This is a genomic window from Chromobacterium sp. CCUG 76385, from assembly GCF_059916625.1.
On record NZ_JAUCGU010000016.1, the window covers coordinates 1 to 18,045 of the forward strand.

Below are 18,045 nucleotides of genomic sequence, written 5' to 3' on the forward strand. Positions count from 1 at the left end.
CAGCAGATACAACCTGTGCATTGTTTGCAGGAAGCGGTGGGGAGAGGCTACCAACTTACAATTGGGACATAGCCTTTCATATTCATCTCCTCCTGTGTTGGGTCAGCGGCGCAGCAACAGCAGCGCGCCGCTGGCCGAATCTCCCTTGGCGGGCGTCAGTTGCTGGCGGAAGCCTGGCGGCAGCCAGTCGCGCAAGGCCTGGCCCAGCCCGCCGCATAAGGCCACCGGCAATTCGCCGGCGGGGTCCAGTGCCCGGGCGATGGTCCACGCGTCTTCTCCTGCCTGACGCAGCAGCGCGTCGGCCTCCGGATCCGTGCGCGCCGCGGCGAAAACCAGCGGCGCGAGTTGGGCGACACGCGCCGGATTAGCCTCGCTGTTCCAGCGCATCATCGCCTGCCAGTTGCCGCCGACGAATTCCAGCACGGCGCGGGTCAGAGGGGTATGGGTATAGCGGCCATCCAGCGCCATTTGCGTCAATTGCGCGGCGCGCTGTCCCAGCCAGGCGCCGCTGGCTTCGTCGCCGCTGGGATAACCCCAGCCGCCTACCTCTCGGTGGCTGCCGTCGGGATATAGCGCCTCGCCGACGCTGCCGGTGCCGAGGGCGACGATGACGCCGGGCTGGCCGCCATGCGCGCCCAGCAGGGTGGTGTAGCCGTCGGTGGCCAACTCCAGTCGGGCGAAATCCGGCGCGCGCTGATGGAATTGCCGCGCCCACTCCGGGTTGTTCGCGCCGGACAGCCCGAGTCCGATGGCGCAATCGGCGTAAGGCGGCAGGACTTTTCCTATCTCGCCAAAGGCCCGCTCCAGCAAGGCAAGGACGGTGCGCCAAGCCGGTTCTGTGCCTTGGGCCAGCGAGGAGCCCGGTCCTTCCGCCTGGGTCAGCGGACGGCCATCCGGAGATTCGATGCGCAAACGCGTGCCGGTGCCGCCGCCGTCCACGCCGATCAGGTAGGGAATGGAATTGTCCATGAAGGATATGTCCCGTCGCCAAAAATGACAATTGTATTTATGATTGGAGCATTGCTTGATTATTTCGTCAACTTGATTTATTTAAATGCGGCATTCATGTCATTCACTTGCCGGCCAGCTGTGGCGCTTGCGATACTGCCGTCATGAAATCGACCGTTATCCGCCCGGATGCCTTGACCGTGTCCGGCACCAACCTTGAGCGCGCGCGTTCGCACAACCGCCGCGCCGTGTTGGAAACCGTGCGGCTCAACCGCCAGTTGACGCGGGCGGACCTCGCCCGTTTGACCGCGTTGACGCCGCAAACCGTGTCCAATATCACGGCCGAATTGCTGGACGCCGGCATGCTGCTGGCAGGCCCGCCATTGCGCGGCGGCGCGCGCGGCCAGCCTGCGGTGCCGCTCAGCATCAATCCGGATGGCGCGTACTCCATCGGGGTGCAGCTTGATCATCAAACCATGATCGCGGTGGTGTCCGATCTGGCCGGCCGAGTCCGCGTGCGGACGGAGCGGGTGGTTCGCCGGCCCGATCCTCAGACCGCCTTGCCCTTGATCGCGCAGATGCATGATGAATTGAGGCGGGCATCCGGACTCGATTGGACGCGGCTGCTGGGAATGGGTTTTGTCATGCCGGGGCCGTTCGGCGTGGAGGGCATGACTTCGGTCGGGCCCACAACCTTGCCGGGCTGGGAGGCGGTGGATGGCGCATGGCTCAGCCGCCGACTGGGCTTGCCGGTGTTGTTGCAGAAGGATGCCACCGCCGCCGCCATTGGCGAGCGCCTGTACGGCATGGCCAGCGAATTGCGCAACTTCATCTATCTATTTATCGGCACGGGCTTGGGCGCCGGCTTGTTTCTGGATGGCCGCTTGTATACCGGCGGCCGCGGCAATGCCGGCGAAGTGGGTCATATGATCGTGGCGCCGGGCGGCCGCCCTTGCGAATGCGGCAATCGCGGCTGCCTGGAGCGCTATGTTTCGCTGCGGGCGCTATATGAAACGCTGGGCGTGGCCGATGGCGAATTGGCTACGCCGGCATACCTGTCCGGCCTGCCGATTGCGCAAAACGGCGAGCGCTGGCTGGATAGCGCGGTGGGGCCGTTGCGCCAGGCGGTGAATATCCTGGAGTCGCTGTTGGATATCGAGGCGGTGGTGATCGGCGGCTTGTTGCCGCCGGACTGGCTGAATGCACTGGTCGAGCGCCTGCATCCCTTGCCGGTATCGATTCGCCTCCACGATGGCGAGCGGCTGCGGCTGGGCAGTGCTGGCCGCGATGTGGTGGCGCTGGGCGCGGCGGCGCTGCCCATCTTCGATGAGTTCAATCCGCAGTACGAGGTATTGCTGAAAAACGGCCGCGGCTGACCGGCGCGCGTCGGCAGATCCATCACGATCCGGAGGAGGCGAGAATGGCATTGCGGTTCCTGTTCAATCACTTGGGTTTTGAAACCGGGGCGGACAAGAAGGTGTTGCTGCAGGGCGAGGCGCGGGCCAGGGTGGATGGCGTGGCGGTGCTGGACGAGGCGGGACTGGTCGTGCTGCGCTGCCCCCTGCATGCGCTGGGCCCGGCAGAGGGCTGGGCGGACTGGCATTACTGGCAGGCCGACATCGGCGCGTTGCGCCGTCCGGGTATCTATCAGCTGTGGCTGGAGGGGATGGCGCCGCCGGTGGTGTCGGCGCCGTTCGCGGTGGCGGATGGGCTTTACGGCCCGGCCTTGCTGTCTGACTTGCTGTTCTATTTCAAATCGCAACGTTGCAGCGGCCTGTACGACGCCGCGGACCGTGCCGCACCGGAAGAGGGGGGCGGCGAAAGGCGCGATGTGCACGGCGGTTGGTACGATGCCTCCGGCGACTGCTCCAAGTATCTGAGCCATCTGTCTTACGCCAATCATCTGAATCCGCAACAAACCCCGCTATTGGTGTGGAACCTGATCCGCGCCCGGCTGGCGCAGCCCGGCCACGGCAAGTGGTTTGACGAGCGGCTGGTTGACGAGGCCTTGCATGGCGCGGATTTTCTGCTGCGGATGCAGCGCCCCGATGGTTATTTCTACCAGACGCTATTCGATGGCTGGAGCAAGGATGAGCACAAGCGCAGCTTGTGCGCCTATGCCACGCAGCAAGGCTTGCGCTCGGCGGCGTTTCAGGCCGGCTGGCGCCAGGGCGGCGGCATGGCCATCGCCGCGTTGGCGGCTGCCTCGCGCTTGCCGCGCGATGGAGAGTTTGCCCGGGAAGCTTATCTGGAGGCGGCGCGGCGCGGCTTCGCCCACTTGCAGGAATATGGCCAGACTTATCTGCCGGACGGCAATGAAAACTTGATTGACGATTATTGCGGCCTATTGGCCGCTTGCGAACTGCATGCCGCCTGCGGCGAGGCCGAGTATGCCGATGCGGCCGCCGAGCGCGCGGCCTGCATGCTGGACCGCCAGCACGATGCTGGCTGGTTCTGGCTGGATAACGAGCGGCGCTACAGCTATTGCCATGCTTCCGATGCCGGCTTGCCTTACCTGGCATTGGCGCGCTATCTGGAAGTCTTGCCGGAGGGGCCGTATGCGGCGGCGGTGGCGCAAGGCTGGCTGTATGGCCTGCTGGGCGAATTGGAACGCACGGCGCAGGCGGGCAATCCTTTCGGCTACCCGCGGCAGTGGGCGCAGCGACCGGGCGAAGAGGCGGGTCCGAGGTTTTTCATGCCGCAGCGCAATGCCAGCGGCTACTGGTGGCAGGGCGAGAACGCCAGGCTGGCATCGCTGGCGGCGGCGGCCTGGCAGGCCGCGCGGCATTGGCCGGAGCATGCGGCTGCCTTGGGCGGCTATGCCCAAGCGGCGGTGGACTGGATATTGGGCCGCAATCCATTTGATATGTGCATGTGGCAGGGGCATGGCCGCCGCAATCCGCAGTATGAGCCAGGCTATTTCAACGCGCCGGGCGGCGTGTGCAACGGCATCACCGCCGAGCCGGGGCGGGATGACGGGGTGGCTTTTTTTCTGCCGGAGCAGACGGACATCAGCCAATCCTGGCGTTGGAGCGAGCAGTGGCTGCCGCATGGCGCCTGGTTGTTCCTGGCGCTGGCCTTGCGTCAGTCTTGAGTGGCGCGGGGCAATGAAAAACGCCACCGGTTGAACGGTGGCGTTTTGTCTGGCGAGCAGGCCGATTACTGGGCGCTGCTGCGCGGGCCGCGGTTGCCCTGGTAGCCGCCTTCGCGGCGCTGGCCTTGGTAACCGCCTTCGCGGCGATTGCCCTGGTAGCCGCCGCGATTGCCGCCATTGCCGCGACGATCGCCGTAACCGCCCGGCTTGCCGTTGCGACGCGGACCGCCCTTGGACGGGCGACGAGTCGGCTCCATGCCTTCGATCACGCCTTCGGTGATGGAACGCTTCAGGTATTGCTCGATGCGGCGCACCTTGTGCGACTCTTTCGCTTCCGCCAGGGTGATGGCGGTGCCATCGCGGCCGGCGCGGCCGGTACGGCCGATGCGGTGCACGTAGTCTTCAGCTTGCTTCGGCAGGTCGAAGTTCACCACGTGGGTGATGGTCGGCACGTCGATGCCGCGAGCGGCCACGTCGGTGGCAACCAGCACCTTGATGCGACCGCGGCGCAGGTCGTTCAGGGTGCGATTGCGCCAGCTTTGCGGCATGTCGCCGTGCAGGCAGGCTGCGGAGTAGCCCTGATCGGACAGCTTGTCGGCCAGTTCTTCGGTATACGCCTTGGTGGCGGAGAAGATCACGCACTGGTCGAAGCCGGATTCCTTCAGGATGTGATCCAGCAGGCGATGTTTGTGGTTCAGGTCATCCGCGTACAGCAGGTGCTCGTCAATGGTGCCGCCCGAGGTTTCGGTGCGGGCGATCTCGATGCGCTGCGGTTCGCGGGTCATCTTTTCAGCCATGCGGCCGACGATGCCGTCCAGCGTGGCGGAGAACAGCACGGTCTGGCGGGTTTCCGGCGTAGCCTTGACGATGGCTTCGATATCATCGATGAAGCCCATGTCCAGCATGCGGTCGGCTTCGTCCAGCACCAGCATTTCCAGGCGGGAGAAGTCGATGCGGCCAGAGCGCATGTGGTCCATCAGACGGCCCGGCGTGGCCACGATCAGATCGATCGGACGGGACAGGGCGCGAATCTGGAAGCCGAAGGAGGAGCCGCCCACCAGGCAGGCGGTCTTCATCCAGCGCAGGTCCTTACCATATTCCAGCGCGTTCTTTTCAACTTGCTGCGCCAGTTCGCGGGTCGGGGTCAGCACCAGCACGCGCGGGCCTTGGCCCTTGCCGGTGGAGCGTTCCGACAGCTTGGTCAGCGCGGGCAGCAGGAAAGCGGCGGTCTTGCCGCTGCCGGTTTGAGCGGAAACCAGCAGGTCGCGGCCAGCGATGGCGGCCGGGATGGCTTCGGCTTGCACCGAGGTCGGGGCGGTGTAGCCGGCAGCTTCCAGAGCGCGCAGGATGGTCGGGGCGATGCCCAGATCGGAAAAGTTCATGTATATCCTTTCAGGCCGGATGATGCCGGCGTCACTTATAGCCAGATTTCGTGGCGGTTATACGGCGCCTTTGGGCCGTAAATCATCGGCACTAACCTGGCAAGCGGCGAACAGCGGTCCAGTCGAAAGCGACATTATTGCTTGGACGAAGCCTGGAAAGGGTCAGGGACGATGAAAACACACTCGGGCAGAGGCGTGGTGTGGGTTTGCCCGGTGAAAATGCAAGAGAGCGGACTATACGGTAAATATCGCCCGGTGGCAATAGTTTTTCGCAGTTTGTCAGTATAAGTGTTTGATTGCGTATGGCTTGAGTTGCCGCTTTCGGGAAAAAAACGTCAGCTGCGGCCGAGGGTGGGCTTTCGATGGGGCTGTCGGCAGCGCTGTGAGGTGACGCCTGCATCAATCTCAAGGCGGTGAGCATCGGCTTGGGCGAGGGGGCGCCGTTTGCTACAATGCCGCCTTTTTTGTTTCGCAAGGAATCATGGGAATGCAATACGCTGTGCAGCGCTACGCCGCCACCCGGCCCTGGGCCAGACGGATCGCCCAGCTTTACGCGCAGGCCATCCAGGCCGCCGAGGCCAGGGCGCAGATGAAGGATGTGATCAAGCGGGAGCTGGAGCGGGCGGCGCAGGTATTCGACATTCCCCAGTCTGCCATCGTGACCGAGTTGGCATTGGCGGAAGCGTGGGGGCATTTCGCCCGCCATGGGCGCGTGGTGTCGCATCTGGACGCGGCGCTGGCCGGCGCGTTGGCGCATACCCGTCAGCCAAGCAACCTGCCGGATACGCTAAACCTGCCAGCCGATGCTTTCTTCCTGCATGTGCCGGGCGAGGGCGGCGCTTTCATCACGCATCAGCCGGAGCGGCGCGCCCTGTTGCTGACTTTGGTGCGGATGGGTTTTGCGCCGGATGGCGTCAGCTGGCTGCAGGCGGCGGATCAGGTGGAGCTGGCGCGGGTGGAGTATCCGGGCGAGTTGGCGCCGCAATTGAAGGAAGTGGCGGCCGAGTGGAATGGCTTGCTGGTCTCGGTGTTGAATGGTCTGGCGATCATGACCCAGCCCAAGCTGAAGCTGGTTCGGGAGTGGGAATCGGCGGCGCCGTCGGAATGGGTGGCGGCGGTTGCACATCCTAGCTGCGTCAAGACCCGGCAGAAGGCGCGCGGCCAGTTGTTGAAGGCGGGGTTCGGCGAGATTACCTTCTGCCGCGTAGAGGATCTGCCGGTTCAGGCGGAGTATGGCGCGCAAGGTTATTGGCGCCGACAGTCTTTTGGCGAGGACAAGGCGCATTCGCGCCTGGTGTGGGTGGCGCCGCGCTAATGCTGGCTGGCGTTTGCGGGCGACCCGCGCCGCAAGCGCCAACCGTTCCTAATATTCATTGAGCAGGCGGCGAACCAGTTCGCGCATCTGCTCGATATCGAATGGTTTCTCGCAGCAGGCGGCGATGCCGGCATCTTCCAGATCCTCCTGGCTGGCCGGTTCGTTCTGGCTGGTGATCATCAATACCGGGGTGCCTGGTTGCAGCTGGCTGTCGCGAACGTAGCGGGCGAAGTCCAGGCCGTCCATGCCGGGCATGTGGAAGTCGGTGATGATCAGTTTGAACGGCTCCTGCTCCAGATAGGGTATGGCGGTTTCTGCGCTGACGGCTTCGCAGAAGTGTTCGAAGCCCAGTTTCTCCATCACTTGGCGGATGTGGTGGCGCGAGGTCTGGCTGTCGTCGACGATCAGCACGCTCATCAGCGCCATGTCCGCATCCACTTCCGCGCCCAGGGTGGCGCAGTTGATGAAGCTCATTACACTTTGCATCGCTTGGGCTAGCTGAGGGCCATCGAAAGGCTTGGGCAGGATCGCCAGGCTGCCGGCCTGGCGTATGGTTTCCAGGCGCTCCGGGTTGGTTTCGCTGCTAATCAGTATGAAGGGCAGGTCATAGAGGTCCGAGCTGCCGCGCAGTGTCTGAACCAGATCGCTGCCTGTCATGTCCGGCAGGTGATAGGCGCTGATCACCAGATTGGGACGGCGTTCCCTTGCCTGGCTGATCAGTTCCTCGCCCGTCGCGTGCACTTCAACTTGACGCGCTCCCAGTTCTTCCAATGCCTTGGTGATGATTTGGGCTTGTACCGGCGATGGTTCCGCCAGCGTGATCAACAATTCTTCCAGGGCCAGCATGGTCCACTCCCACTTTTCCCTGACTACATTATTGACGGTTTTGGCACGATTTGGCGCGCTGGGCAAGCAAAATCCTTGCATGCACCCCTGAATTTGCCGTTAAGGCGGATGAGCGGCAAGTTTTGCCGCTGTGAAACGACACAAGTTTGCCGTTTTGCTATCCATTCTTTGTAATCAATGGCTTGGGTGGGTGGTTTTTCCTGGCACGGTTCGTGCTTAATGGCTGCCGTCAGTCAGGAGACGTTCATGTTAGACAAGATTGCCCACTATTTCGATTTCCAGCAGCGCGCGCTGAATCTGCAGGCCTATCGCGCCGAAGTGATAGGCAGCAATGTGGCCAATGCGGAAACGCCGTATTACAAGGCGGTGGACTTCGATTTCAAGGCAGCCTTGCAGGCGCAGACGGACCAGCAGGGGCGTTTGTCCTTGGCGGTGACCGATCCGCGGCATATCGCCAGCGCGCCGGAAGGCTCGGCTGCGGTGCCGCTGCAGTATCGCAGCGCCGTGCAGCCTAGCCTGGACGGCAATACGGTGGACATGGATGTCGAGCGCGGCGCGTTTGCCGACAATGCCTTGCAGTATCAGACGACGCTGGCGTTTTTGAATAAGCGGATCGGCGGATTGAATGCCGCGATCCAGGGCAACGGCACGGGAGGTTAGGCTTAAATGTCCTTGTCGAATCTGTTCAATATTTCCGGGTCGGCGCTGTCGGCGCAGTCGATGCGGCTTAATGTGGTGGCGAGCAACCTCGCCAACGCGGAAAGCGCAACCAGTTCCACTGGTCAGCCGTACAAGGGACGCCATGTGGTATTTACCGCGGTGCCGGTGGATAGCGCGCAGCCTCATGTCGCCGGCGTGCGCGTCACCTCCGTGGTGGAAGACCAGACGCCGCCGCGGCTGAAATATGAGCCGGGCAACCCGCTGGCCGATGAGCGCGGCTACGTGACGATGCCAAATGTGAATGTGGTGGAGGAGATGGCGGACATGATCGCCGCCTCCCGCGCGTATCAAAACAACGTCGAAATGATGAACACAGCCAAGACCTTGCTGCAGAAGACCTTGCAGCTCGGCCAGTAAGCTTTTCCAGGGAGATGGCCATGGCCACTAGCGGCAGCTTCAACTACGGCAATTTGAACAACCAGCCGGCGCCGGGTGCTACCAGCATTCAGGCGGCCAACGGTTCGGCCGGCGGCAATGCGCAGTCGGCAAGCAGCGCGCAAAGCATGCAGAGTAATTTTCTGACCTTGCTGACCGCCCAGCTGAATGCCCAGGATCCGCTGAATCCTATGGACAACAGCCAGATCACCAGCCAGATGGCGCAAATCAGCCAGGTGGCCGGCATCCAGTCGCTGAATCAGACCATGCAGCAACTGGTGAATGCCCAGAGCGCCAATCAGTCGATGATGGCGGCCAGCATGATAGGCAAGAACGTGCTGGTGGCGGGTAGTAGCCTGCAGACGCCGGCTGCAGGGCAGACGACGCAGGGCGGCGTGATGCTGAATGGTCCGGCCTCGTCGGTGCAGATCAATGTGTTGGACAAGAGCGGCAACGTGGTGGCGACCCAGTCGATTGCCAGTCCGTCGAAGGGGATGAATACCTTCACTTGGGACGGCACCGACGGCAACGGCAATGCCCTGCCCAAGGGCAATTACACCTTCCAGGCCAAGGTCAATCAGGCCAGCGCAGGCGGCACGACCACGGCGACTGCGTACAACACGCAGCAGGTTCAGGCCGTATCGTGGGTGAATGGCGCGCCGATGCTGGTGCTGCCGGGCAATGCGCAGGTTTCCTTGTCCAGCGTGGCGCAGATGTCCTGATCCGCCGCCTCGCGGTGAAATGGTTAGAGTTCAAGGAGTACGAAAATGGGTTTCCAGCAAGGTTTGAGCGGTCTGAACGCGGCATCGGTTCAGCTTGACACCATAGGCAACAACGTCGCCAACGCCAGTACGGTGGGCTTCAAGAGTTCGCGTACCGAGTTTGGCGACTTGTACGGCCAGACTTTGTACGGCATCACCTCCACGACTCCCGGCATTGGCGTGCAGGTGCAGGGCATCACCCAGAACATGACCAATGGCAATATCGAGACCACGGGACGCAGTCTGGACCTGGCGATCAATAACAGCGGTTTTTTCATTGTCCAGACGCCCAACGGCAATCAGGCGTATACCCGCAATGGCGAGTTTCAGGTCAACAACCAGGGCTATATCGTCGGCACCTCGGGCAATTACCTGCAGGGCTGGACGGCAAATGCCGCGGGCGGGATTTCCTATGGTCCGGTGGGCAAGCTGCAACTGACCAATACCTCGATTTCCCCGGTGCCGACCTCCAAGCTGTCCTTGGCGGTGCAATTGAATTCAAACAGCACCACGCCGACCGGCACCGGCATTCCGCCGTACAATAATCCTGCTGTGAGCACGTCGTACAACTGGAGCAATAACCAGACGGTTTACGACAGCCTCGGCAATTCCCATCAGATGGTGTTCTACTACACGCTCACGTCGCAGGCGGCAACTGGCAATACCTGGACGGTCAACGCCTATGTCGACGGCAACCAGGTGACGTCGACTGGGACCTATCCGCTGACATTGGGCTACAACACCAATGGCTTGCTGTCTACCGTAAACGGCGCCGCGCCAGGAGCGGTGCCACTGTCGTTCACCATTGCGCCGCCCAATGGCAGCTCCGCTTCGACATCGCAGACCGTCAACGTCAACTTCGCCAATTCCACGCAGATCGCCCAGCAATCGGCGACGCTGTCTGCCACTCAGGACGGCATCGCGCCCGGCACCTTGCAGAGCATCAATATCTCCAGCAACGGCACCATCCAGGCCAGCTTCTCGAATAGCCAGACCAAGACCATAGGCCAGGTTGCGCTTGCCAATTTCATCAATCCGCAGGGGCTGCAGGCGATGGGCGGCAACTTGTGGTCGGAAACGAATAACTCCGGCACGCCGACCACCAACGTGCCTGGCACAGGCAATACCGGCACCTTGTCCGCGGGGCAGGTGGAGGACTCCAATGTCAACCTGACCAACGAGCTGGTGAATATGATCACTACGCAGCGCTACTATCAGGCCAATGCGCAGACAGTGAAGACGCAGGACACGCTGATTCAGACCCTGCTGAATATCTGATCACCCCACTAGAGACTGAAGCATGGATCGAGTGCTGTTTCTGGCCATGACCGGCGCCAAGCATGAAATGTGGCAACAGGCCACCACTTCAAACAATCTGGCCAACGTCAACACCAATGGCTTCAAGGCCGATCTGGCGGCGTTCCGCGCGCTGCCGGTGCTGGGCGACGGCGCGCCAACCCGGACCTATGTGGTAGACAACACCATAGGGTTCGATGCCAGCCAGGGCAGTTTGCAGCATACCGGCAATCCGGCCGACTTCGCCCTGGGTTCGCCGGGTTTCTTTGCCGTGCAGGGGCCGGATGGCCAAGAGGCCTATACCCGCGATGGCGGCTATGTGCTGGATCCCAATGGACTGATGCGCACCCGCGCCGGCTTGATGATCATGGGCGATGGCGGCCCGATCACCGTGCCCGCCGGCTCGCAGGTCCAGCTGGGCGCCGATGGATCGGTGCTGGCGATTCCGCAATCCGGCACCAATCGCACGCCGCAACTGGTCGGCCAGATCAAAATGGTCAACCCGGGTCCCAAGGACGTGTACAAGGGCGAGGATCGTTTGTTCCACGTCAACGGCGGCGGCACCTTGCCGGCCAGCGCCGATGTCAAGCTGGTGCCGGAAACGCTGGAAGCCTCCAACGTCAATTCGGTGGATGCGCTGGTGCAGATGATTTCGCATGGCCGGCAGTATGAAATGAATATCAAGATGATGCAGACCGCGCAACAAAACGATCAGCAGGCTGCGCAGTTGTTGTCGATGAGCTGATGACAAGCAAACGAAAAAAGAAATAGGTAAATCGCCATGATGCGCGCACTGTATATCGCCAAAACCGGCATGGATGCCAGCCAATTCCAGCTGGATGTGGTGTCCAACAACCTGGCCAACGTCAATACCATAGGTTTCAAGCGCAGCCGGGGCATATTCGAGGATTTGTATTATCAGACGCTGCGCCAGCCCGGCGGGCAGCTGGCCAACGGCAATCTCTTGCCGTCCGGCCTGCAGGTCGGCACCGGCGCGGCGGCTGTCGCCACCACCCGCATTTTTGCCCAGGGCACGCCGCAGCAGACCGATCAGCCGCTGGATTTGCAGATCAACGGAGACGGCTTTTTCCGCATCCTCCAGGCGGACGGCACCACGGCCTATACCCGCAATGGCCAGTTTCAGCGCGATCCGAACGGCAATATCGTCAACATCGACGGCTTGCAGCTGAATCCGAACATCAATATTCCGGCCACCGCGCAACAGATCACGGTCTCGCCCGCAGGGGTGGTGCAGTACACGCTGGCCGGCGCCACCGCGCCGCAAACCGCGGGCACAATCTTGCTGACCACCTTCATCAATCCGCAAGGCTTGCAGAGCCTGGGCAATAATCTGTACCTGCAAACCGCGGCTTCGGGCGATCCGCAGGACGGCAATCCCCAGACCGATGACCGCGGCACCATCCGCTCTGGTTTTCTGGAGTCGTCCAACGTCAATGTGACCGAGGAATTGGTCAATATGATCACCGCGCAGCGTTCCTACGAGATGAATTCGCGCGCGGTGACGACGGCGGATCAGATGCTGCAGAAGCTGAGCAACTTGTAACACGGCAGGGCGGCCTTGGGCCGCTCGTCGGGATGGGAGTAAGACCATGAAGATCAAACTGGCGATGATGGCGGCTGCCGTCATGGTATTGGCCGGTTGCGCAGTGCAGGAGCCGCAACTGGTGCAGGGGCCGACCACCGCGCGGCCGCAGCCTAAGCCAGTAGGCTTGCCGGCCAATGGCTCAATCTTCCAGGCCGCCAGCTATCGGCCGATGTTCCAGGATGCGATGCCCATTCAGGTGGGCGACACGCTGCAGATCACCATCCAGGAAAACTCCTCGACCTCGCAGTCGGAGCAGACCACCGATACCCGCACTTCGTCCTTGACCTCCGGCATCAATGCCGGCCTCAAGATTCCCTTCCTGCCTTCGGGCCTGGGAAGCGGCTTGGGCGGCACCAGCTTCAACGGCACGGGCTCCGCCAACAATACCGGCAAGGGCAATAGCCAGGTTGCCACCACTTTTGTCAGTTCAATCACTGTCACCGTCATCGATGTATTGGCCAATGGCAATCTGGTGGTCAGCGGCGAGAAACAGGTGAGGATCAACAGCGATACGGAATCGATCCGCCTGTCCGGGGTGGTCAATCCGCGCGACGTGGCGCCGGATCGCACCATATCATCGTTGAAGGTGGCAGACGCGCGCATCGAACAGCAAACCAAGGGCAACAACCGTCTTTACAATGAGCCGGGTTGGCTGACCAAGTTCTTCATGTCGCTGCTGCCGATCTGATGCGGCGGCGGGAGTAGCCTAATGAAAAGATGGATTGTCATGGCCAGCTTGTTGCTGGCCTCGCTGCCTGCGCTGTCCGCGCAGCGGCTGAAGGATATCGCCAATATCGGCGGCGTCCGTCCCAACCAATTGATCGGCTATGGCTTGGTGGTGGGTCTCGATGGCAGCGGCGACAAGGTCACCTCGTCGCCGTTCACCGGGCAAGCCATGATCAATATGCTGAATCAACTCGGCGTGCAAGTGCCGCCAGGCACCAAGATCGATCCGAAGAACGTGGCGGCGGTTTCCCTGACCGCCACGCTGCCGCCGTTCGCCAAGCGTGGCCAGGCGCTGGACGTGACCGCTTCCTCGATCGGCGATGCCAAAAGCCTGCGCGGCGGCACTTTGCTGCTGTCGCCGTTAAAGGGTGCGGATGGCCAGATCTATGCGATGGCGCAGGGCAATGTGGTGGTGGGCGGCGCCGGGGCTTCGGCCGGCGGCAGCTCCACCCAGATCAATCAACTGAGCGTGGGCCGCATTCCGGCCGGCGCCACGGTGGAGCGCGAGGTGCAAACCGCGCTGGGCGACGGCGAGTTCATTCATCTTGAACTGCAGGATGCCGACTTCACCACGGCTAACCGTGCCGTTCAGGCCATCAACAAGGTGTTTGGCACGGATACCGCGCGCGCGGTCGATGGCCGGCTGATCGAGGTGCGGGCGCCGTTCGACAATAATCAGCGGGTGCAGTTTCTAGCGCGAATGGAAAATATTGCCGTCGACCCGGCAGATGTTTCCCCTCTGGTCATCATTAATGCCCGCACCGGCTCCATCGTGATGAACCAGGCAGTAACGCTGGGCGCCTGCGCCGTCTCGCACGGCAATTTGTCGGTCACCATCAATAATACGCCGCAAGTCAGCCAGCCCAATCCCTTGTCCGGCGGCAAGACCACTGTCACCAATCAGGCTGACATCACCATCAACAGCACCAGCGGCAAGGTGGTGGGTTTGAAGGGCGGCGCCAATCTGGCGCAGGTGGTCAATGCTTTGAATGCGCTGGGCGCGTCTCCACAGGACCTGATTTCCATTCTTCAGGCGATGAAGTCGGCCGGCTCGCTGAGGGCCGATCTGCAAATTATCTAATCTTTGGCATGTTTCTTGCTTTTTGTTAAGTCAAGGAGCGGGATATGACGATGAAGTTTCAGGGTGTTTTGCCGCAGGATCCGCTTAGCCACACCTTGGCGGCGGACCCGACCGGCATGCAAAAGTTGAAAGCGGCGGCCAGCAAGAATCCGCAAGCGGCAGCGCGTCAGGCGGCCTCGCAGTTCGAGGCCTTGCTGATGAATACCATGCTGAAATCGATGCGGTCGGTGCGTTTCGACGAGGAGGAGCCCTCCAATAGCCTCGACACCTTCCAAAGCTTGTCGGACCAGCAGATGGTTCAATCCTTGTGCGAGCGCGGCGGATTAGGGCTGGGCGACATGATCTACCGGCAGCTGTCGAAGCAATCCGGCTTCAAGCCGGATGCCAGCCAGATGGCGGCGTTGCAGAGCAATGGCCCGGCCTTGACCGCGCAGCCTGCAGGCTTGCGCCCCATGCAAGCGTACCAGGAGGCACAGGCCGCGTCGGCGCAGGCTGGCGTTCCAGCAGGCGGAAGCAGCCGGGAGTTTGTGAGCGGCCTGTTGCCGCATGCCCGCCAGGCCGCGCAGCAACTGGGCGTGGCCCCGGAGTGCGTGGTGGCGCATGCCGCGTTGGAAAGCGGCTGGGGCAAGCGCGCCATCCGCAATGCCGATGGCAGCGACAGCCACAATCTGTTCGGCATCAAGGCTGGTTCAGACTGGCATGGCAAGACCACCACCATCGTCACCACCGAATACAGCGGCGGCGTGCCGCAAAAAAGGCAGGAAACCTTCCGCTCCTATGGCTCCTACGCGGAGGCCTTTTCGGACTACGCGCAGCTGCTGAAAGGCTCCTCGCGCTACCGCAATGTATTGAACCAAGGCCAGAACATGTACGGATTCGCGCAAGGCCTGCAGTCCGGCGGCTATGCCACCGATCCGCGCTACGCGAGAAAACTGGTCGATGTGGCGGCGTCGCTGGCGCAGCAAGTGGCGCGTATTTGATCAAGTCCGGCGCGGCGCTGCCGATAAAGGACTAGGGAGAAGTTAATCATGGCTATCGTTGGCGCGGATATTTTCGGGATTGGAGTGAGCGGATTGAATGCCGCTCAGAACGGCTTGTCGGTGACCAGCAACAACATCTCCAATGTCAGCACCCCGGGCTACACCCAGGAATACACCACTCAGGCCAGCCGTCAGCCTCAGTTTGCTGGTTTTGGCTACCTGGGCCAGGGCGTCGATGTGACCAGCGTGCAGCGCAGTTATAACCAGTTTCTGGCGCAGCAGCTGCAAGGCGCGCAAACTAATAGCAGCTTCTACACCACGCAATATCAGCAGTTGGGCCAGATCAACAATATGATCGCCGACTCGACGCAAAGCCCCAGCCCGGCGCTGCAGGACTTCTTCGGCGCGATGCAAACGCTGACGCAGCAGCCGTCTTCTTTGCCTAGCCGCCAGACGGTGCTGAGCATGGCCCAGGCGCTGTCGACCAAGATCACCGCCATGAACAGCCGCTTGGTGCAAATGCAGCAAGGGGCGAATGGCCAGATCACGACCTCAGTCCAGAGTATCAATGCCTTGGCGCAGCAGATTGCTTCGCTGAACCAGCAGATCGGAGCGGCGACCGGCGGCAATCCCAATCCGCCGCAGGGCCAGCCGAATTCTTTGCTCGATCAGCGCGATCAGGCCGTGCTGCAGTTGAATCAGTTGGTGGGCGCCTCGGTATTCAAGCAGAGCGATGGTTCCTATACGGTTTACATCGGCAGCGGCCAATCGCTGGTTTCTGGCAACTCCGTCAACCAGCTAGGCACCCAGACCGACCCGAATAACCCGTCCAATGTGCAGGTCGGCTTCACCAATGGCAACGGCACGCTTACCGTGCTGTCCGATAGTCTCTTCAGCAGCGGCCAGCTGGGCGCCTTACTGAATTTCCGCGACAACGCGCTGGCGCAAACGCAGAATCAGCTCGGTTCCATGGCGATCAACCTGTCTGCGGCGATGAACTATCAGAATAAACTGGGTATGGACTTCAACGGCCAGCCCGGCGGTCCCATCTTTCAGGATTTGTCGGCCTATGCCAACAATCCGCAGTACGCGGCCAGTCAATTCGCCGTGGTGATGTCGGACCCGGCGAAGCTGGCCACGGCGTCGAACCTGGTGCCCACCGGCACGGCAGGCGGCAGTGGGACGGTGATGAGCGGCGTGTGGTCTACCTTGCCGGGAACGTATACTGCCGGCCTGAACACGACGCCGCCGACTTTCACGTCGATTGCGCAGCATCCTGCCACCGGCTTGACCAGCATGACCGTCACGGCGGCCGGCGCGCCGGTGACCATGACCGCCACCATAGCCGGCACGAATGGCGGCGGGCCGTATAATGTAGTTGTCGATCCGTCTTTGCCTAATAGCTACAAGCTGCAGACGACGGCCGTTCCGCCGGTCGATGTCGGCATCGGCTTCCAGTTGTCCGGTTCCCCGGTCAATGGTCAGACATTTACGGTGGGGCCGCAAACGCCAGGCACGCAGTCTCTGGGCGATGGCAACAATTTGCGCCAGTTGACTGCGCAGCAGAACCAGAGCTTGGTGAATAACCAGTCGTATCAGACCTATTACTCAACCCTGGTGGCATCGGTGGGCAACCAGACCAATACTTCCAGCTTGCAAAATACGGCGGCTCAGGCCTCGTTGCAGCAGGCCACCACCAATAATTCCAACGCCACCGGGGTGAATCTGGACCAGGAGGCGGCCAACCTGATCAAATATCAGCAGTCCTACCAGGCATGCAGCAAGGTGATCCAACTTGCCCAGACTACGTTCTCCAGTATTCTGAACATCATGTCCTGAGACGGTTAGTCATTGAAGGAGCGCGACGATGCGTATCAGTTCTTCCACGCTGTACCAGTCTGGCGTGAACAATATGTCGAATCTGCAAGCCGACTTGGTGCAGATCAATACGCAGATCGACAACCAGAAACGTGTGGTTACGCCAGCCGATGACCCCGTGGCGGCGGCGCGCATCCAGTTGCTGGAAACCTCGAACGGCCAGAACAGCCAGTACCAGAAGAACACCCAATCGGTAGATTCTTGGCTGTCTTTGTCGGATACGACGCTGAAAAATGCGATCGATTTGATGAACTCGATGAAGAGCCAGGCAATTTATGCCGGGAACGGCGCGTTGTCCACCGTCCAATTGCAGCAGATCCAGAAAACCGTCGGCGAGGGCATCAACGAGCTGGCGGGTTATGCCAACGCAACGGATGGCAATGGCAGCTATCTGTTCAGCGGCAATCAGGTGACGACGGTGCCGTTTTCGGTCAATCTTTCCGCCGTGCCGCCGGTCGCTACTTATAACGGCGACAATGGCCAGCGCAGCGTGCAGGTGGCTGCGTCGCGGACCATGACGATTTCCGATCCCGGCAATGCGGTCTTCGGCATCCCCGGCGGCAGCCCAACGGCTGCTTTTGACTCCTTGATCAATTTGTATAATTTGTTGGGGCAGAATCCCAAGCCCGCCAACTATGATACCCAGGTGCAGGGGGCGATCAACCAGATCACATCGGCTACGCAGCAGATGTCGGTCAGCCTAGCTTCGGTCGGCTCGCGAGAGGCGGAGAATGCCAATCTGCAGTCCATGAGCAACAGCCTGGGCTTGCAATACAACACAAGTATCAGCAATTTGCAGGATCTGGACATGGCGAAGGCGATTTCCGATTTCACCATGACGCAGACTTCGCTGCAGTACACCCAGAAAACCTATGCGCAGGTGGCGCGATTGTCTCTGTTCAACAATCTCTAAGCCAGATTTTCTAGCCGCCTCAGACTGATCACCTGCAAGCTGCAGGCGATTTTTCAATGCGGCGCAGCCAGGATGTAACAAGGGCGGCTCCCGTCGTGTCGGGAATCCGCCCTTTTCTTTTGCA

The 18,045-nt window shown here is 61.4% G+C and carries 17 protein-coding genes; 14 read left to right on the forward strand and 3 right to left on the reverse strand.

Annotated features, from left to right (window positions below; translation table 11 throughout):
- Window positions 1-102: 102 nt before the first annotated feature.
- Window positions 103-969, reverse strand: a complete 867-nt coding sequence (locus QUG01_RS11730; protein WP_500830305.1) for a glucosamine kinase nucleotide-binding domain-containing protein — start codon at window positions 967-969, stop codon at window positions 103-105.
- A gap of 143 nt (window positions 970-1,112) precedes the next feature.
- On the opposite strand from QUG01_RS11730, the gene QUG01_RS11735 reads away from it, so the two are divergent.
- Together QUG01_RS11735 and QUG01_RS11740 are read left to right on the forward strand one after the other, a co-directional pair.
- Window positions 1,113-2,324: an ROK family protein gene (locus tag QUG01_RS11735; RefSeq protein WP_500830306.1), complete on the forward strand. Its 1,212-nt coding sequence runs from the start codon at window positions 1,113-1,115 to the stop codon at window positions 2,322-2,324.
- A 44-nt stretch (window positions 2,325-2,368) separates the two neighbouring features.
- Window positions 2,369-4,042 (forward strand): glycoside hydrolase family 9 protein, encoded by a 1,674-nt coding sequence (locus tag QUG01_RS11740; RefSeq protein WP_500830307.1) that lies wholly within the window; start codon window positions 2,369-2,371, stop codon window positions 4,040-4,042.
- 65 nt (window positions 4,043-4,107) lie between these two features.
- Here the strand turns inward: QUG01_RS11740 and QUG01_RS11745 are convergent, their stop codons facing one another.
- On the reverse strand, window positions 4,108-5,424 hold the full coding sequence (locus tag QUG01_RS11745) for a DEAD/DEAH box helicase (RefSeq protein ID WP_500830308.1): 1,317 nt from the start codon (window positions 5,422-5,424) through the stop codon (window positions 4,108-4,110).
- A 487-nt stretch (window positions 5,425-5,911) separates the two neighbouring features.
- Between QUG01_RS11745 and QUG01_RS11750 the strand changes: the two genes are divergently transcribed.
- Window positions 5,912-6,739: a hypothetical protein gene (locus tag QUG01_RS11750; RefSeq protein ID WP_500830309.1), complete on the forward strand. Its 828-nt coding sequence runs from the start codon at window positions 5,912-5,914 to the stop codon at window positions 6,737-6,739.
- A gap of 48 nt (window positions 6,740-6,787) precedes the next feature.
- On the opposite strand, the gene QUG01_RS11755 is transcribed toward QUG01_RS11750, so the two are convergent.
- A complete protein-coding gene (locus tag QUG01_RS11755) occupies window positions 6,788-7,585 on the reverse strand; it encodes a response regulator (RefSeq protein WP_500830310.1) in 798 nt (265 codons plus the stop codon).
- A 246-nt stretch (window positions 7,586-7,831) separates the two neighbouring features.
- On the opposite strand from QUG01_RS11755, the gene flgB reads away from it, so the two are divergent.
- From flgB to flgL, 11 genes are read left to right on the forward strand one after another with little or no spacing between them, the layout of a single operon-like run.
- Window positions 7,832-8,245 (forward strand): flagellar basal body rod protein FlgB, encoded by a 414-nt coding sequence (gene flgB / locus QUG01_RS11760; RefSeq protein WP_500830311.1) that lies wholly within the window; start codon window positions 7,832-7,834, stop codon window positions 8,243-8,245.
- Window positions 8,246-8,251: 6 nt separating this feature from the next.
- A complete protein-coding gene (flgC, locus tag QUG01_RS11765) occupies window positions 8,252-8,662 on the forward strand; it encodes a flagellar basal body rod protein FlgC (protein ID WP_071108316.1) in 411 nt (136 codons plus the stop codon).
- A 20-nt stretch (window positions 8,663-8,682) separates the two neighbouring features.
- Window positions 8,683-9,402: a flagellar hook assembly protein FlgD gene (locus QUG01_RS11770; protein ID WP_500830312.1), complete on the forward strand. Its 720-nt coding sequence runs from the start codon at window positions 8,683-8,685 to the stop codon at window positions 9,400-9,402.
- A 45-nt stretch (window positions 9,403-9,447) separates the two neighbouring features.
- On the forward strand, window positions 9,448-10,719 hold the full coding sequence (flgE, locus tag QUG01_RS11775; protein WP_500830313.1) for a flagellar hook protein FlgE: 1,272 nt from the start codon (window positions 9,448-9,450) through the stop codon (window positions 10,717-10,719).
- A gap of 22 nt (window positions 10,720-10,741) precedes the next feature.
- Complete coding sequence (locus QUG01_RS11780; protein ID WP_500830314.1) at window positions 10,742-11,482, forward strand: flagellar basal body rod protein FlgF; 741 nt, start codon at window positions 10,742-10,744, stop codon at window positions 11,480-11,482.
- A gap of 36 nt (window positions 11,483-11,518) precedes the next feature.
- Complete coding sequence (flgG, locus tag QUG01_RS11785) at window positions 11,519-12,301, forward strand: flagellar basal-body rod protein FlgG (RefSeq protein WP_043622143.1); 783 nt, start codon at window positions 11,519-11,521, stop codon at window positions 12,299-12,301.
- Between the two features lie 46 nt (window positions 12,302-12,347).
- Window positions 12,348-13,031 (forward strand): flagellar basal body L-ring protein FlgH, encoded by a 684-nt coding sequence (locus QUG01_RS11790; RefSeq protein ID WP_500830315.1) that lies wholly within the window; start codon window positions 12,348-12,350, stop codon window positions 13,029-13,031.
- A gap of 21 nt (window positions 13,032-13,052) precedes the next feature.
- The gene (locus QUG01_RS11795) at window positions 13,053-14,150 is read left to right on the forward strand and encodes a flagellar basal body P-ring protein FlgI (RefSeq protein ID WP_500830316.1); all 1,098 of its coding nucleotides are present in this window, start codon (window positions 13,053-13,055) and stop codon (window positions 14,148-14,150) included.
- Between the two features lie 44 nt (window positions 14,151-14,194).
- The gene (flgJ, locus tag QUG01_RS11800; RefSeq protein WP_500830317.1) at window positions 14,195-15,130 is read left to right on the forward strand and encodes a flagellar assembly peptidoglycan hydrolase FlgJ; all 936 of its coding nucleotides are present in this window, start codon (window positions 14,195-14,197) and stop codon (window positions 15,128-15,130) included.
- Window positions 15,131-15,178: 48 nt separating this feature from the next.
- Complete coding sequence (gene flgK / locus QUG01_RS11805) at window positions 15,179-16,969, forward strand: flagellar hook-associated protein FlgK (protein WP_500830318.1); 1,791 nt, start codon at window positions 15,179-15,181, stop codon at window positions 16,967-16,969.
- Between the two features lie 28 nt (window positions 16,970-16,997).
- Entirely contained in the window at window positions 16,998-17,921 is a 924-nt protein-coding gene (flgL, locus tag QUG01_RS11810; RefSeq protein WP_500830319.1) for a flagellar hook-associated protein FlgL, read from the forward strand.
- Window positions 17,922-18,045: the final 124 nt, after the last annotated feature.

What these genes read in the sequence shown, in the direction of transcription:
- flgB (WP_500830311.1), top strand. Translation starts at nt 7,832, where the DNA reads ATGTTAGACAAGATTGCCCACTATTTCGATTTCCAGCAGCGCGCGCTG.
- QUG01_RS11790 (WP_500830315.1), top strand. Translation starts at nt 12,348, where the DNA reads ATGAAGATCAAACTGGCGATGATGGCGGCTGCCGTCATGGTATTGGCC.
- flgJ (WP_500830317.1), top strand. Translation starts at nt 14,195, where the DNA reads ATGACGATGAAGTTTCAGGGTGTTTTGCCGCAGGATCCGCTTAGCCAC.
- QUG01_RS11730 (WP_500830305.1), bottom strand. Translation starts at nt 969, where the DNA reads ATGGACAATTCCATTCCCTACCTGATCGGCGTGGACGGCGGCGGCACC.
- QUG01_RS11735 (WP_500830306.1), top strand. Translation starts at nt 1,113, where the DNA reads ATGAAATCGACCGTTATCCGCCCGGATGCCTTGACCGTGTCCGGCACC.
- flgK (WP_500830318.1), top strand. Translation starts at nt 15,179, where the DNA reads ATGGCTATCGTTGGCGCGGATATTTTCGGGATTGGAGTGAGCGGATTG.
- QUG01_RS11780 (WP_500830314.1), top strand. Translation starts at nt 10,742, where the DNA reads ATGGATCGAGTGCTGTTTCTGGCCATGACCGGCGCCAAGCATGAAATG.
- QUG01_RS11740 (WP_500830307.1), top strand. Translation starts at nt 2,369, where the DNA reads ATGGCATTGCGGTTCCTGTTCAATCACTTGGGTTTTGAAACCGGGGCG.
- flgG (WP_043622143.1), top strand. Translation starts at nt 11,519, where the DNA reads ATGATGCGCGCACTGTATATCGCCAAAACCGGCATGGATGCCAGCCAA.
- flgE (WP_500830313.1), top strand. Translation starts at nt 9,448, where the DNA reads ATGGGTTTCCAGCAAGGTTTGAGCGGTCTGAACGCGGCATCGGTTCAG.
- flgL (WP_500830319.1), top strand. Translation starts at nt 16,998, where the DNA reads ATGCGTATCAGTTCTTCCACGCTGTACCAGTCTGGCGTGAACAATATG.
- QUG01_RS11770 (WP_500830312.1), top strand. Translation starts at nt 8,683, where the DNA reads ATGGCCACTAGCGGCAGCTTCAACTACGGCAATTTGAACAACCAGCCG.
- QUG01_RS11750 (WP_500830309.1), top strand. Translation starts at nt 5,912, where the DNA reads ATGCAATACGCTGTGCAGCGCTACGCCGCCACCCGGCCCTGGGCCAGA.
- QUG01_RS11755 (WP_500830310.1), bottom strand. Translation starts at nt 7,585, where the DNA reads ATGCTGGCCCTGGAAGAATTGTTGATCACGCTGGCGGAACCATCGCCG.
- flgC (WP_071108316.1), top strand. Translation starts at nt 8,252, where the DNA reads ATGTCCTTGTCGAATCTGTTCAATATTTCCGGGTCGGCGCTGTCGGCG.
- QUG01_RS11795 (WP_500830316.1), top strand. Translation starts at nt 13,053, where the DNA reads ATGAAAAGATGGATTGTCATGGCCAGCTTGTTGCTGGCCTCGCTGCCT.
- QUG01_RS11745 (WP_500830308.1), bottom strand. Translation starts at nt 5,424, where the DNA reads ATGAACTTTTCCGATCTGGGCATCGCCCCGACCATCCTGCGCGCTCTG.